Source organism: Schwartzia succinivorans DSM 10502 (assembly GCF_900129225.1).
GTDB lineage: Bacteria > Bacillota > Negativicutes > Selenomonadales > Selenomonadaceae > Schwartzia > Schwartzia succinivorans.
In genome coordinates this window covers 1-12,425 of record NZ_FQUG01000005.1, presented here as the reverse complement: position 1 = coordinate 12,425, position 12,425 = coordinate 1, and the positions used below count along the sequence as shown (strand labels likewise).

General features: G+C 46.8%; 13 protein-coding genes and 2 rRNA genes. 3 read left to right on the top strand and 12 right to left on the bottom strand.

The window, feature by feature from the left end:
* Nucleotides 1–38 precede the first annotated feature (38 nt).
* Nucleotides 39–1,088, bottom strand: a complete 1,050-nt coding sequence (locus BUA83_RS06710; RefSeq protein WP_072935444.1) for a Fic family protein — start codon at nt 1,086–1,088, stop codon at nt 39–41.
* A gap of 217 nt (nt 1,089–1,305) precedes the next feature.
* On the opposite strand from BUA83_RS06710, the gene BUA83_RS06705 reads away from it, so the two are divergent.
* Entirely contained in the window at nt 1,306–1,542 is a 237-nt protein-coding gene (locus BUA83_RS06705; RefSeq protein WP_072935443.1) for a type II toxin-antitoxin system HicA family toxin, read from the top strand.
* Nucleotides 1,539–1,778, top strand: a complete 240-nt coding sequence (locus BUA83_RS06700; RefSeq protein WP_072935442.1) for a type II toxin-antitoxin system HicB family antitoxin — start codon at nt 1,539–1,541, stop codon at nt 1,776–1,778. Before BUA83_RS06705 ends, BUA83_RS06700 begins: the two co-directional genes overlap by 4 nt.
* 286 nt (nt 1,779–2,064) lie before the next feature.
* Here the strand turns inward: BUA83_RS06700 and BUA83_RS06695 are convergent, their stop codons facing one another.
* The 6 genes from BUA83_RS06695 to BUA83_RS06670 all read right to left on the bottom strand — a co-directional run bounded on the left by BUA83_RS06695 (nt 2,065) and on the right by BUA83_RS06670 (nt 7,763).
* Nucleotides 2,065–2,529 (bottom strand): hypothetical protein, encoded by a 465-nt coding sequence (locus BUA83_RS06695; protein ID WP_072935441.1) that lies wholly within the window; start codon nt 2,527–2,529, stop codon nt 2,065–2,067.
* 51 nt (nt 2,530–2,580) lie between these two features.
* Nucleotides 2,581–3,960 (bottom strand): 23S rRNA (uracil(1939)-C(5))-methyltransferase RlmD, encoded by a 1,380-nt coding sequence (rlmD, locus tag BUA83_RS06690; protein WP_234988292.1) that lies wholly within the window; start codon nt 3,958–3,960, stop codon nt 2,581–2,583.
* A 61-nt stretch (nt 3,961–4,021) separates the two neighbouring features.
* Nucleotides 4,022–4,672, bottom strand: a complete 651-nt coding sequence (locus tag BUA83_RS06685) for an HAD family hydrolase (RefSeq protein WP_072935439.1) — start codon at nt 4,670–4,672, stop codon at nt 4,022–4,024.
* Between the two features lie 17 nt (nt 4,673–4,689).
* Nucleotides 4,690–5,742 (bottom strand): hypothetical protein, encoded by a 1,053-nt coding sequence (locus tag BUA83_RS06680; RefSeq protein ID WP_072935438.1) that lies wholly within the window; start codon nt 5,740–5,742, stop codon nt 4,690–4,692.
* Nucleotides 5,743–5,864: 122 nt separating this feature from the next.
* On the bottom strand, nt 5,865–6,959 hold the full coding sequence (gene mnmA, locus BUA83_RS06675) for a tRNA 2-thiouridine(34) synthase MnmA (protein ID WP_072935437.1): 1,095 nt from the start codon (nt 6,957–6,959) through the stop codon (nt 5,865–5,867).
* Between the two features lie 51 nt (nt 6,960–7,010).
* Nucleotides 7,011–7,763 carry a hypothetical protein gene (locus BUA83_RS06670; RefSeq protein ID WP_159430485.1) on the bottom strand — a complete coding sequence of 251 codons (753 nt, stop codon included), beginning with the start codon at nt 7,761–7,763 and terminating at the stop codon, nt 7,011–7,013.
* A 66-nt stretch (nt 7,764–7,829) separates the two neighbouring features.
* Between BUA83_RS06670 and BUA83_RS06665 the strand changes: the two genes are divergently transcribed.
* Nucleotides 7,830–9,065, top strand: a complete 1,236-nt coding sequence (locus BUA83_RS06665) for a tRNA(Met) cytidine acetate ligase (RefSeq protein WP_072935435.1) — start codon at nt 7,830–7,832, stop codon at nt 9,063–9,065.
* Here BUA83_RS06665 and BUA83_RS06660 read toward each other — a convergent pair.
* The 5 genes from BUA83_RS06660 to BUA83_RS12735 all read right to left on the bottom strand — a co-directional run.
* Nucleotides 9,049–9,429 carry a hypothetical protein gene (locus tag BUA83_RS06660; RefSeq protein ID WP_072935434.1) on the bottom strand — a complete coding sequence of 127 codons (381 nt, stop codon included), beginning with the start codon at nt 9,427–9,429 and terminating at the stop codon, nt 9,049–9,051. The genes BUA83_RS06665 and BUA83_RS06660 overlap by 17 nt on opposite strands.
* A gap of 47 nt (nt 9,430–9,476) precedes the next feature.
* On the bottom strand, nt 9,477–10,991 hold the full coding sequence (locus BUA83_RS06655) for a hypothetical protein (protein WP_072935433.1): 1,515 nt from the start codon (nt 10,989–10,991) through the stop codon (nt 9,477–9,479).
* A 298-nt stretch (nt 10,992–11,289) separates the two neighbouring features.
* A complete protein-coding gene (locus BUA83_RS06650) occupies nt 11,290–11,847 on the bottom strand; it encodes a hypothetical protein (RefSeq protein WP_200796012.1) in 558 nt (185 codons plus the stop codon).
* A gap of 291 nt (nt 11,848–12,138) precedes the next feature.
* Nucleotides 12,139–12,255, bottom strand: a 5S ribosomal RNA gene (rrf, locus tag BUA83_RS06645).
* Nucleotides 12,256–12,320: 65 nt separating this feature from the next.
* Nucleotides 12,321–12,425: ribosomal RNA gene (locus tag BUA83_RS12735) — 23S ribosomal RNA — on the bottom strand; the annotation flags it as partial.

Genomic DNA, 12,425 nt, shown 5'->3' with positions numbered 1-12,425 from the left:
TCTGCCGAACACTAACAAGCTTCCGTACTTACACACAACTACTTGTTTCGCACATATCTCGACCCTCTGGACGCACCAATCCGCTTTATCTGCCCGACCTTTACCATTTTACCTAAAACCGCTTCAACAGTAGTCGGACTTATATCGGGATGTATCGCGCAAATCTCTGCCTTTGATATTGGAATCAAACTGCCAAGCACCGTCGCCTCGACACGCGCAGTTTTCGTGACTCGTTTTCCGTGAACAACCGCAAAGCGTTTGTCCAATTCCTTATAACACATATACAGCGTTGACAGGAAATTCTGCATAAACGGGAAATAATCATTTTCATTTGTATTCCAACCTAAAGAAGACTTCTTTAACGCGTCATAATACAAATCTTTATACTTGTTTATCTGTTCTTCAAAAGAAATATATTTTCCTGCATCAAATCCATTTTTATACAAAAGAAGCAGCGAAAGCAATCGTGACATTCTTCCATTACCATCACGAAACGGATGAATGCAGAGAAAATCCAGTATCACGCACGGAACAAGCAGAAGCTGATTGATATTTGAGTTTGAGCAGGCATCAAGATACGCAAGCTCCAATTGTTCCATAGCCGCTCCGGTCTCATCTGCAGGAACAGGACGAAATCGAACTTTTCTATTTCCTTGAGAATCGAGCTCGATGATAACATTATTCGTCTGTTTGTATTTTCCTGCCAAACTGTCCCCTGTATGAGACAGCATGATTTCATGCAAGTGCAGAATATCTTTTTCCCCAAAATCAATATGTGCGTGTTCAGTGTGAATCATATTGAGCGCATCACGATATCCGGCAATTTCTGCCTCATCATGATTGAGAGGAGCGCTGCTGTTATTGACGATATCTGCTATGCGCTGGTCGCTTGTAATTATCCCCTCAATCGCATTAGAGCTTTTAACGGACTGAACTCTCGCAACCGCTTCCAATTCCGTAAAAACCGCACTATATTGCGATTTTCTTGACCCAGCAGCTGTCCTCAAAGAATAAATATTACTTGTGATATCTAAAATATTTGACGGAAGTAACCCATTATCAAGGAATCCATAATCAAACTTTCTCATACTCCGCCCCCTTTCTGCATATATAATAGCATTTTATATGCAGAAAGTTAAGCATTATTAACACTTTCTGCATATAATCCATCATTATATATGCAGAAAAGAAATAACGCCACATACCCCATTATCCTGCCGCGCTCTTTCCTCCTGCGGTTGAATAATTATTGCTTAATGATTATATACACCTCAGTATATGGTATAATAAATGCAGGTGAACTAAATGTCTAAATACGAAAAAGCATTAGAAAGAATTCGCAAACTCGACAAAGGCTTAACATTTGAAGAATTGGCACATGTCCTAAAAAAGAATGGATACACAATCCGCAATAACGGTTCCAGCCATTACTTTTTCAGTAAGCCTAATGTGTACGGTTTTACGTTGCCAAGACATAAGCCAATGAATTTAACTTACATAAGACTTGTAAAAGAAACACTTGAAAGAGAGGGAATCTTATGAAGAAGGACTTAAAATATTATATGAGTCTCCCTTACAAAGTTGAAATCTTCCCCAGCCCTGAAGGTGGCTATGCTGCACGTGTTACCGATTTGCCAGGCTGTATAACCTGTGCTGAGACTTGGGATGAACTGCTCTTTATGATTGAAGATGCTAAAAGGTGTTGGCTTGAAAACACATTGGCCGATGGTATGCCTATCCCTGAACCGGCCGAACCGCCAACAGAAAAAATCGCATAGAACAATTTCAAAAGGCTATTTACCCGTCAGCACTACTGACGGGTTCTTTATTGTATCAACCATAAACAAAAACGCAAGGCAGACATTTTCAGTCCAGCCTTGCGTTTTTGCTTAAATGATAAATTTTACTTTTATTTTCCGGAATTTTTTTCAATCCACGCGACTGTTTCCACATACAACAAGACAGACATGGCAATGTCCGTTTAAGCCACGCAGCAACAGGAAACGAATCACTGGTGAAAAGATTCACAGGAGCAAACATACGATGAATTAACTCTACTTCTCCTCAATAAAAGCGGGAAAAATCCCTTGCTATATATTTCTCAAATTGTTTTTTGCTGTATTCTTTCTTTTCTCCAGTCTGTTTGTCGGTCCTATTTCCATTAAACCAGATACTTCTTTTCCCTTTATTCTTTCCGTTCTTGTTCGTAACACATTCCTTAAGGAATTCTTCAGAAGACATGATCCACATCATTTCAAGCCGTTCGGAATAGAATACAAAATAAAAATTCTCAGTCTGCTCATGCGTAATGGCTGAAAACAACGCTGCATCACCGTCAGTTACCTCATTGGAGCGGGCTTTTATCTGGATTTCAATGAAAGTCCCATCCTCTTTCTTTATTACGCAATCAACGCCATGATCATCGACAAGAGGCATATAAACGTCCAGCCCTTCCATAAGCATCTGTCCTACTAAGTTGTATTCAATTCTCTTTCCGAAACCAGCAGAATGTCTGAACGATACTCCCATTGCGGATCTCCCTCCATTTGTTGCTTCTGCAAAATATCTTTTACAGCATTTTTACTGTTTTTTGACGAAAATTTTTTCAATCCTCGCGACGGTTTCGACGTGCGAAGTCTGGGGAAACATATCCACGGGCTGGGCTTCGTTGGCTTTGTAGCCCAGGTCTTCGAGGATTTTGAGGTCTCTCGCCAGGGAGGCCGGGTTGCAGCTTACGTATACTATGCGCGTTGGGTTCATTCTTGCTATTGTTTCAAGTACTACAGGAGTACAGCCTGCCCTCGGAGGGTCTACGACGATTACGTCGGGGCGTATTCCTTCTTTGTAGAGTCTCGGCATTACTGCCGTGGCATCTCCTACTATAAATTCCGCGTTTCTTATGTGGTTGTCTCTTGCATTCTTTTCGGCATCGCGTATGGCAGGAGCCACTATTTCTATGCCGTATACTCTGCGTGCCCGCTGTGCAAGGAAAAGGCTTATGGTGCCTGTTCCGCAGTAAGCGTCGATTACTGTTTCTTTTCCTGTCAGTGCTGCGTATTCCAATGCCTTGTTATATAGCACCTCTGCCTGTTCCGTGTTGACCTGAAAGAAGGAACGGGCTGAGATATGGAAGGTCAATGCTCCAATGGAGTCAAGGATTGTCGGCTTTCCCCAAAGGATATTGGTTTTTCTTCCGAGAATTACGTTGTTATGATATGTCTGGATGTTCTGCTGTACGCTGACGAGCTTTGGTATCCGTGCACGGAGAAGCTTTACGATTTCCTTTGCGTGGTGAAGCTCTTCCTTCGCCGTGACCAGTACGACCATTACGCTGCCGTCTTTTCCCACTCGGCCCATTACGTGGCGCAGCACGCCTGTATGCTTGTCCTCGTTGTAGACAGGGATGTGATATTTTTCAACGGCTTCACGCATTACAGCGGCGATGATGTTGTTTTCTTCCTTCTGTATCAGGCAGTTCTCTGTGTTTATGATGTCATGTGAGCCCTGTGCAAAGCAGCCGATAACGGCCTTTCCTTTTTCCAGGCCCACAGGGAACTGCATTTTGTTTCTGTAGTTCCACGGAGCCGAGCCGAGGGTTTCATGCACGGGAACGTCCTTCTGTCCGCCGATATGAACCAGGGCGTCTATTACCTGCTGTTTTTTCATTTTGAGCTGCGCTTCGTAGGAAAGGTGCTGAAGCTGGCAGCCGCCGCACTCTTTGTAAATAGGACACTGTGGGGCTGTTCTGTCTTTACTTTCCTCGATAATGCGCAGGAGTTTTCCCGCGGCATAGTTTTTCTTTACTGTTTCTATGACTGCCTCAACCTTTTCTCCGGGCAGTGCCCCCTGTACGAAAACGGTGAATCCGTCTACTCTGCCTACACCTTCTCCGCCTGTGCCGAGGCGTTCGATATTTATTTCAATGCTCTGTCCTTTTGTGACAGGAATTTCTTTCTTCAATGTGTTTCTCTCCATTCAAAAATAACGTCCGACAGGGATTTTCTGCCGGACGTTTTGTCCTTCAAAATCTTACTTTTTCAAAAAGCTCCATGGGGTGCGAAATAAGTATCTCCGCTCCGCTTTCTATGAGTTCTTTTTCCGGTCTGAAGCCCCAGGTAACTCCCACCGCCAGCGCGCCGGTGTTGTGCGCGGTTTCCATATCCACGGAGGTGTCTCCGAGATACACTGTTTCCTCAGGCTTTACTACGAGTTTTTCAAGAACGTAAAATACGTTGGCAGGGTCAGGCTTATGCGGTACGCCCTGCCTTCCGCCAACATAGGCATCAAATGTCCCTTCTCTGAACAGCTTTCCCAGTATTTTCTCTGCCGCCGACATGTGCTTATTGGTGCAGACTCCGATTTTTATGCCGCGTTTTTTGAGCTCTTCAAGCATTTCAGTAATACCGTCATAAGGCTTTGTCCTGTTCAAAAGACGCTTGGCGTATATTTCCTTATATTCTGCCAGTGCCTTTTCAATGCCGTCATTGTCAAGGTCAGGCAGGATTCTTTCTATCAGCTTTTTGGAGCCGTTGCCGACAAAATAGCGGAAAGCATCTTCTGTTTCCTTCGGCCTTCCGTATTTTTCCAATACTTCATTTCCGCTGTCGGTCAAATCGCTCAGTGAGTTTATGAGCGTTCCGTCAAGGTCAAAGACGGCTGCTTTGTATGTCATACAGGACTCCTTCCGTATCAAAGACCTTTTGCGCGCATCTGTTCACGGATACGTTTTGCTTCGCTTTCCATTTCTTTTACGTCGCGGCGCATTTCGTTCGCTTTGCGGATGGTCGGCGCAGCTTTTGTTTCCAGCCATTCGGCGTAGGTTTTGGCGTAGGACTCACGAAGCTCACATATATGGAGGCGCAGGCGGTGCAGTGTCTGAGCTGCCTGCGGAACCTCGACGGCCGCAAGCTCCTCATGGCGTTTCTGCCAGTCCGGAAGTATTTCCTCCAGCATTACTTTTCTGAGCGCCATTCTTGTAGCGTCCTGACTGAGGTTTCCTGTCTGCACGATGTCTACGAATTTTTTGTCAAGCTCATGAATAGCGGCGTCATGTGCCTGCATGATTCGGTCTGTTTCTTCGACATAGGCTTTTACTCTGCCCTGTCTCGATACTGCGATAAACCGTATGAATTCACGGAAATTGGAGATTTCCTCCAGCCTCCAGAAGCCGTCCTCTGTTTTTTTCAGGAGGCCCTTCAGTACAAATTCCTGACCTACATCTTCAGGGAAAACGCAGGCAGACACGACTGCTGTACCGTCCTCTTTGTTCTGCTCTATTCCTTCTAATCCGCGGAATGTAATATTTTTCAGGCCTGCCTTGTTAACCACGACGTCGGAATCAACCGAGAGCGCTGCGGTGCCGCCGGCATTTCCGCCCCATTCACCTGTTTTTACGAAATCCTTGATAACAGATGTAAAGCCTGCACGAAGCGGAGCCTTGAAAAAGTCCATGTAGCCCGCCACTGCGTTTCTCTGGGCGTCGTTCATGGAAGCGTCGGCATCCATGATTCCTTCGAACAACGCATCACAGGAGGTGTTTACGAGGTTTTCAACATCCACATAGCGGGCAAATTTTTCCTGGTCATGCTTCGCAACAGCTTCCTGCATCATACGGACAGAGTACTCCGGTGTCTTTGTATAATAACCGAAATACCATGTAACTCCGCCTGCCACGGCGGCAGCCAGTATGAGCGCCGCTATGATAAGCCTTAGCTTTCCCTGTTTTGAAAATCCGCCTGCCATCGGAATCATCCTTCCAATCTGTAACAAAAACTTGCAAAAACAAATGCACGTCGTTTCCTGTTTACCATATTATGCACCCAGTCAAAGCAATTCGCAAGAAATTCTCTAAACAAAATTTCATGTTACTTTTTTACCGGCTCGGCGCTTTCTATGATGCCGCCTCCCAATACGCGCTCACCGTCATAGAGTACAACAGACTGCCCCGGCGTTACTGCGCGCTGGGGTTCATCGAAGACAACATGAAGTGCTCCATCCACCGTGATTTCAGCCGTGCACGCTCCCTCACGCCGTCCATAGCGCACTTTCGCTGTACATCTCAAAGGCTCCGTCGGAGCAGGAATAGTCCATGACACATTCCCCGCGGTAAGCCCTCCGAAAAATACATCCTGCGCTCCGCCTACTATAACACGATTGTGCTCAGTATCCAGTCTGACAACGTAAAGCGGCTCCGGTGCTGCTATGCCCAGGCCCTTGCGCTGCCCTATGGTGTAGAGGGGCACTCCCAGGTGATGTCCCAGCACGTGTCCTTCCATATCGACAATATCCCCCGGAATCAATGCCTCAGGACGATGCTCACGCAAGAAGCGCCCATGGTCGTCATCGGGTATAAAGCATATTTCCTGACTTTCTGCCTTATGGGCTACAGGAAGCTTATACTTCTCTGCCATCTCCCGTACCTCAGGCTTTGTAAAGCCCCCGAGAGGCAGGAGAAAATGTGCCAGAGTTTCCTGATTCAGGTGATAGAGCACATAGGACTGGTCCTTTTTCTCGTCCAGTCCCTTTTTCAGCTCATAAAGTCCTTTTTCCTCATTATATGTTATGCGCGCATAGTGGCCCGTTGCCACAAAGTCCGCTCCCAGCTCCCGCGCCTTCTGCATGAGGGCACCGAATTTCATGGCCCTGTTGCACTCGATACACGGATTTGGGGTCCTGCCTTTGGCGTATTCATCCAGGAAATTACATATTACATGCTTCTCGAACTGTTCGCGGAAGTCCAGCACATAGTGCGGAATTCCAAGGATTGAGGCAACATGCTGTGCGTCATTTACCGATTTTATAGAGCAGCAGCCCTTATCGTCATCTGCCTCCCGGCTTTCTTCCGAAAGACGCATGGTAACTCCGATGACCTCATAACCCTGCTCCAAAAGAAGTGCCGCCGTAACGGAGCTGTCTACTCCTCCGCTCATTGCGGCGAGTACACGCTTCTTTTCTGTCATTCTTAATTCTTCCTCCCCTTATGAAAACGCCGAACAAGTCAATTCGTTTCCTTAGAGCTTATGGAATACCTCCGGATTTGCAGTTATCTCCGAAATCACCTGATTGTATTCCTGCTGCTTTTGCTGAGCTGCCTGCATACGCTGCTGTACGCGTTCACGGTCTTTAGCCTTTTCATCCTCTGTAAGCTCAACTGCTTCGTCAAGAACCTTCAGCTTTTCCTGCATGGCAAGCTCAATAAGCTTTGCCTGCTGCAGCTTTATCTGCGATATTTTCAAGAGCGAATCATAGTTATCCAAAAGCCCTGATGCCTGGGCGGATGAAATCTCCTGCTTCTGTGCGTCAAGCTTGACCAGCTTGTCGAAAAGCTCCTGCTCTATGGCTCCCAAATGCCGGCCGACGCGGCGGATTTCCTGCTGCTTCTGCGGTGACGCTGTTGATTTATTTCCCGTCTCCAAATCAAGCTTTTCAGGCTGACGAAGCTTGTCTTCATTCTTCGGAATCGTCGCCTCATCTATTTTAAGCTCGACTGAGCCGTAAGAATGAGCAAGCTGTGACGGTGTCTTTTTGTCCTTTGTTTCTTCCTGCACGGGTTTCTTTTCCGGCTTTTCCATACTCTGCATCTGAAATTCTGTTATGGAAAACACCGCCATAACGACAAGAAGCACCATTGCAGCTCCAAGAAATGTGAGCCGCATTCCGATTCCCTTCACGCGTATCATCATAACAAGACACGCAAAACAAAGAACTACCATGATGAAGATTGCGGCAAATATAGCCGGCATTGACAAGATACCCATTTTCACTTTCCTTTCCTTCTTCTCTTTCCCCTGCTTTTCTGTTACACTTGAAAAAGCAAAGGGGCGAGAATTATGTACACCTCCGGCATTATAGCCGAATATAATCCTTTTCATAACGGGCACCGTCTTCAGATTGAAAAAATCAGAAAAAAACTCGGTGCCGATGCATCTATAGTGGTCTGCATGAGCGGAGCCTTTACCCAGCGCGGCAGTGCCGCCATTCTTTCAAAGGGAGTGCGGGCCCGCTGTGCAGTTGAAAACGGCGCTGACCTCGTAATCGAGCTTCCGACGGTTTTCGCTGTCAGAAGCGCGCAGTATTTTGCCGAGGGTGGTGTGCGCCTTCTGGCAGCACTTGGTATAGTGGATACGCTTTCCTTCGGCACGGAAACCGACGATGCAGAATTTCTTTCCTCAATCGCCGAAAGACTGCAAAGCGGCGAAACGCAGCAGGCAATCCGAAGCACCATGAAGGATGGGCTTTCATATGCGGCAGCTGTTACAAAGGCGCTGTCACTGACAGCTGACGAGGCTGATGCGCTGCGTCGGCCAAACACTATTCTCGCTGTCGAATACCTTCGGGCAATCCATACCTTCGCACCTGAGCTTCATGCGCTTCCGCTGCTCAGGGAAGGCAGTGCCTACAACGATACGGAGCTTTCCGGCAAATATCCCAGTGCCTCTGCCATAAGAAACAGTATAATGAAGCACGGACTTACCGAAGCACTCCGCACCGCGGTTCCTGCTTCTGTCTTTTCTTCTCTGACGGCCGAGAAAAGCTTCCCGGAGCGCGAACACCTTTTCCGCCCGCTCCTTGCGAAGCTCTACACCATGACGCCCAGCGACCTTGCCGCAGGCTTCGGAATTTCCGAAGGTCTTGAGAATCGTATTCTTGAAGCAGCAAAGAATGCAGATTCACTCGAGGACTTCTGCATTGCCTTAAGAAGCCGCCGATATCCCATGAGCCGTATCACCAGAACGCTGCTGGCGCTCCTGCTTTCTTTTTCACCCTCAGAACTCATGGAATTCGACCGTCTCGGTCCTCTTTACATCCGCGTACTCGCCTTTAACGAACGCGGCAGAGGTCTTCTCAAGATTATACGTGAAAAAAGCCGCCTTCCGATTATATCACGGGTAAGGCCGTTTTTGCGGCACGGCGCGGATGAACCCGACAACATGGCCCAGCGGATGCTGCGCTATGATACGCTTGCTTCAGATATAAGGGGACTCATGCTTGACCCGATTCCTCACGCAGGAGAGGATTTCCTTCTTTCCCCTGTATATGTAAAGCCCATCAGCCAAAAAAGCTGAAAAAGAGCCATACAGCCGCCGCAATAACAAGGCCAACAACAGCCACAGGCAGGGCAATAAAGAAGATAAATGCCAGAATCCCGGCAATTATCAAAAAGAGCCAGATTTTACGCATCAGCGGACTGCCGCTGCCAAAGCTCATATAGTGAATCCGCGGTCCTGAGGACGTACGCTCAAAACGTATATCCTGTCTGGGGCCGCTGTTTTCATCATAAGAACCGGGCTCCTCAATAGTAACTCCATCATAATTTATCTTTTCATCCGGCGTAAGTACACGCACCTTGTTTTCCGACGCTCCTGAAGCGTCACAGACAGGACATTTCCCCTCCGCATTCATTTCGGAACCGCATCGTTCACAGCGCATCACACCGCCTCCTTTTCATGGCTGAAATAATTTTGTATCGTACATTATCACGTCGAATACAACGCCTGTACATACCCCTCTTCAGTCCTGTATCTCGGGTCCAGCTCCTCCATATGAAGCGCTTCACCGATTTTCTCTATCATCGCAATAGTCGCATGCTTCGTAGTTTGTTCCTCACGGATAATATCATCGGGAACCATATAATCCATACCGTTAAGGCCCTGGACAAGAATCAGTACCGCAGCCGTAACAGCCCTGCGACTTCTAAGCTCACGCCTTCCGGTAACAGAAACGTAATCCGCGTACATCCTTTTTGCCATCTCTGCGGCATAGCAGCTGAAACCAAAGCTTAACGCCCTTTCCTCAATCTCATCCTGCCCCGGAGAAAGCAGTGCAGCGTTCCCCTCAGGCCGAAGCGGAATTTCCTCTGAAGTTGCATGCATTACCTTAAGCTGCGCGTAATTTGCCAAAATATTGATTGTATGCCTGACCGCTATTGCATGACGTGTAAAAAAATCATTCAGCGACGCGTGCGGCATCTGATATTTCTTGAAGGACTCATACTGTGCAAGCACCTCTTCCTTTATGCGCTTTCTGAGATGCGTCGAAGCCTGCACTGCAGTTACATAATTCAAAAGCATAATTCCCTCAGGATATACGTGTCCGTATAAAATCAGCTTTTTAAAGTCCGTAAAGCCGTTATCCGGAATAGGAAGAAGCATGTCCTCATCGGTAAACAAATCTTTGCAAAAGATACAGTCTTCCTCAGTATGTGTAACGTAAAAAACGGAAAGTCTTGTCTTCAGGAGATCCTGAAGAATATATTTATCCCCTGGGGACAAAAGCTGCCGTCCTTTTTCATAAAAATAACGGATTGGTGTAATATCCTCCTCCGTCATATGATAATCAAAGAAAAAATAATCCCAAAAGCCGTACAGAAAATCCTCCTTGTCCTCCAGCGAAGCATCCCCGTAAGGCCCGGCAAAAAGCGCCCGCGCTCTGAGATAGTCGGAGCGGAAGGCAGGCTGAAGGAAAAAACGCTGAACCCGGTCAACCAGCGATGCAAGGTCGTCATTTATTTTATCCTCTTCCTCAGGCGTAATCTCCTCCTCATGATTCAGCTTTTCATACACAGAATCAAAGGATGGCCGCTCCGGGCAGGAAAACACCCCGTCCTTAAAAAAAGATTCCCTGGCCGTTTCCATGGCCTTAACATGAGCAGAATCCCTGCCACAGTATTCGCTCAAAAAATCCGAGAAAATTCCAAACATCCCATTAACAAAATGCTCATTGAACTTCATCTCCGGATGCTCGTCCTTAAGCCGATACATAATCTCATGGTAGTCATACTCCGTGAGCGCGGCAAAAGAAAACAGTCCCGAGCTGAAAACATAATCTAAAAGAACAGAAAGCGCACCCCAGATTTTTCTGAGTTCATCATCACTGCTACCCTTCCATGCAAGCTGTCTTAGATATCTTTCAATCCGTGACTGCCTGACCAAAGGGTTAAGCGCGCTGCGTTTCTCATAAAAAAGCGCAACCTTCTGATAGACATTATCCATAAATGCAGGTATTCCTCCTAATTTAAGTTTATCTATTATTATAATGCCTTCAATCAAAGTTTGCCAAGGCAAACTTTCCTCTGCGGCATTTTGCCAATGGCACTAGCTTCGCGTCGCGCGAGGCGGGAGATATGCTCACCGCCTGTTATTTGTCCCAGCCCCCAGTTACATAAGTGGGGGACATCTTTTGCCGAGTTATACCATGACAGCGTTATTGTTAGTTAAATTAACATTACAAAATAATCTATTAATCACAGAAGGAAAAAGCGGAACCTTTTGGCTCCGCTCATCTGCTGCATTATGCCGCAATATCTACATTCATCCCACGGTACTTATTGTCCGCGTCTGATTCCTTCATATCCTTCTGATACGGATTTGACTCGTTGTAGTACCGTATCTGCGTAGAGGTTTCACCACCTGAAATGTAGGTTCGCCCGCATTCCGGACAAACATCAGTCTTTAAGCGTACTGAAGCACGAACAACCTCGCCGTTATTGTTCGCAGCCTTCTGATAAGCATTCGATACATGTTCCTGCTCATGGCCCATTACTACAGCAGCCGCATTGCTCGGCGCAATATGCCCCGCTGCCTTGAATGACACCATCTCGTTCGAGCCGTCCTGGTATTTTCTGTTCTTACACGTCTGGCACTCAGCCGGAGAAGATTTACGTCCCATAGCTTTTTCGGTAGAACCGCTGTTAAGAATAGGTCCCTGACGTTCTTCCTCTCCCTGTGCCATTGGATTCAGCGCATCCTGACCGTATGCCAAAGGGTCTGAAGTATTTGAACCATATCCATTCTGCTGCCAGCTGTATCCCCAATTTACTCCGCTGCCGGAAATTCCCATAACGCTCATCGTACTCACCTTCCCTGCAATAAGCCGATAGTAAATCCTTTTATTTAATTATAATGCCTTCAATCAAAGTTTGCCATAGGCAAACTTTGATTGAAGGCATTTCAACGAGGCGGGAGATATATGCTCACCGCCTGTTATTTGCCAATTCCCCCACTTACAGAAGTGGGGGACATCTTTTGCCGAGTTATACTATATTATCAATCAGACTAAAACATACAAAATAGGAGCTGCATACAAGGTGTAACTCCTATACACGAAAAAAGAGACATGCGTTATACATGTCTCTTTATCAACCGGCAGCTTCCTATCCTCCCGGGCCGTCTCCAGCCAAGTACTTTCGGCCTTTACGTGCTTAACTACTGTGTTCGGAATGGGAACAGGTGGAACCACGTAGGCATCACCACCGGATATATTTTGTTAAGAGATTGCTCTCTCAAAACTATACAGAAGAAGATTCGAACATTTTAGTCTTGTAAGTCAAGCCCTCGGCATATTAGTATTGGTCCGCTTCATCCCTCACGGGACTTCCACTCCCAACCTATCAACCTTGTCGTCTTCAAGGTGCCTTACCAGCTTGT

Bases quoted from the DNA above. Each gene is read 5' to 3' on its own strand.
- BUA83_RS06710 (WP_072935444.1), bottom strand. From the start codon at position 1,088: ATGAGAAAGTTTGATTATGGATTCCTTGATAATGGGTTACTTCCGTCA.
- BUA83_RS06705 (WP_072935443.1), top strand. From the start codon at position 1,306: ATGTCTAAATACGAAAAAGCATTAGAAAGAATTCGCAAACTCGACAAA.
- BUA83_RS06700 (WP_072935442.1), top strand. From the start codon at position 1,539: ATGAAGAAGGACTTAAAATATTATATGAGTCTCCCTTACAAAGTTGAA.
- BUA83_RS06695 (WP_072935441.1), bottom strand. From the start codon at position 2,529: ATGGGAGTATCGTTCAGACATTCTGCTGGTTTCGGAAAGAGAATTGAA.
- BUA83_RS06685 (WP_072935439.1), bottom strand. From the start codon at position 4,672: ATGACATACAAAGCAGCCGTCTTTGACCTTGACGGAACGCTCATAAAC.
- BUA83_RS06680 (WP_072935438.1), bottom strand. From the start codon at position 5,742: ATGGCAGGCGGATTTTCAAAACAGGGAAAGCTAAGGCTTATCATAGCG.
- mnmA (WP_072935437.1), bottom strand. From the start codon at position 6,959: ATGACAGAAAAGAAGCGTGTACTCGCCGCAATGAGCGGAGGAGTAGAC.
- BUA83_RS06665 (WP_072935435.1), top strand. From the start codon at position 7,830: ATGTACACCTCCGGCATTATAGCCGAATATAATCCTTTTCATAACGGG.
- BUA83_RS06660 (WP_072935434.1), bottom strand. From the start codon at position 9,429: ATGCGCTGTGAACGATGCGGTTCCGAAATGAATGCGGAGGGGAAATGT.
- BUA83_RS06655 (WP_072935433.1), bottom strand. From the start codon at position 10,991: ATGGATAATGTCTATCAGAAGGTTGCGCTTTTTTATGAGAAACGCAGC.
- BUA83_RS06650 (WP_200796012.1), bottom strand. From the start codon at position 11,847: ATGAGCGTTATGGGAATTTCCGGCAGCGGAGTAAATTGGGGATACAGC.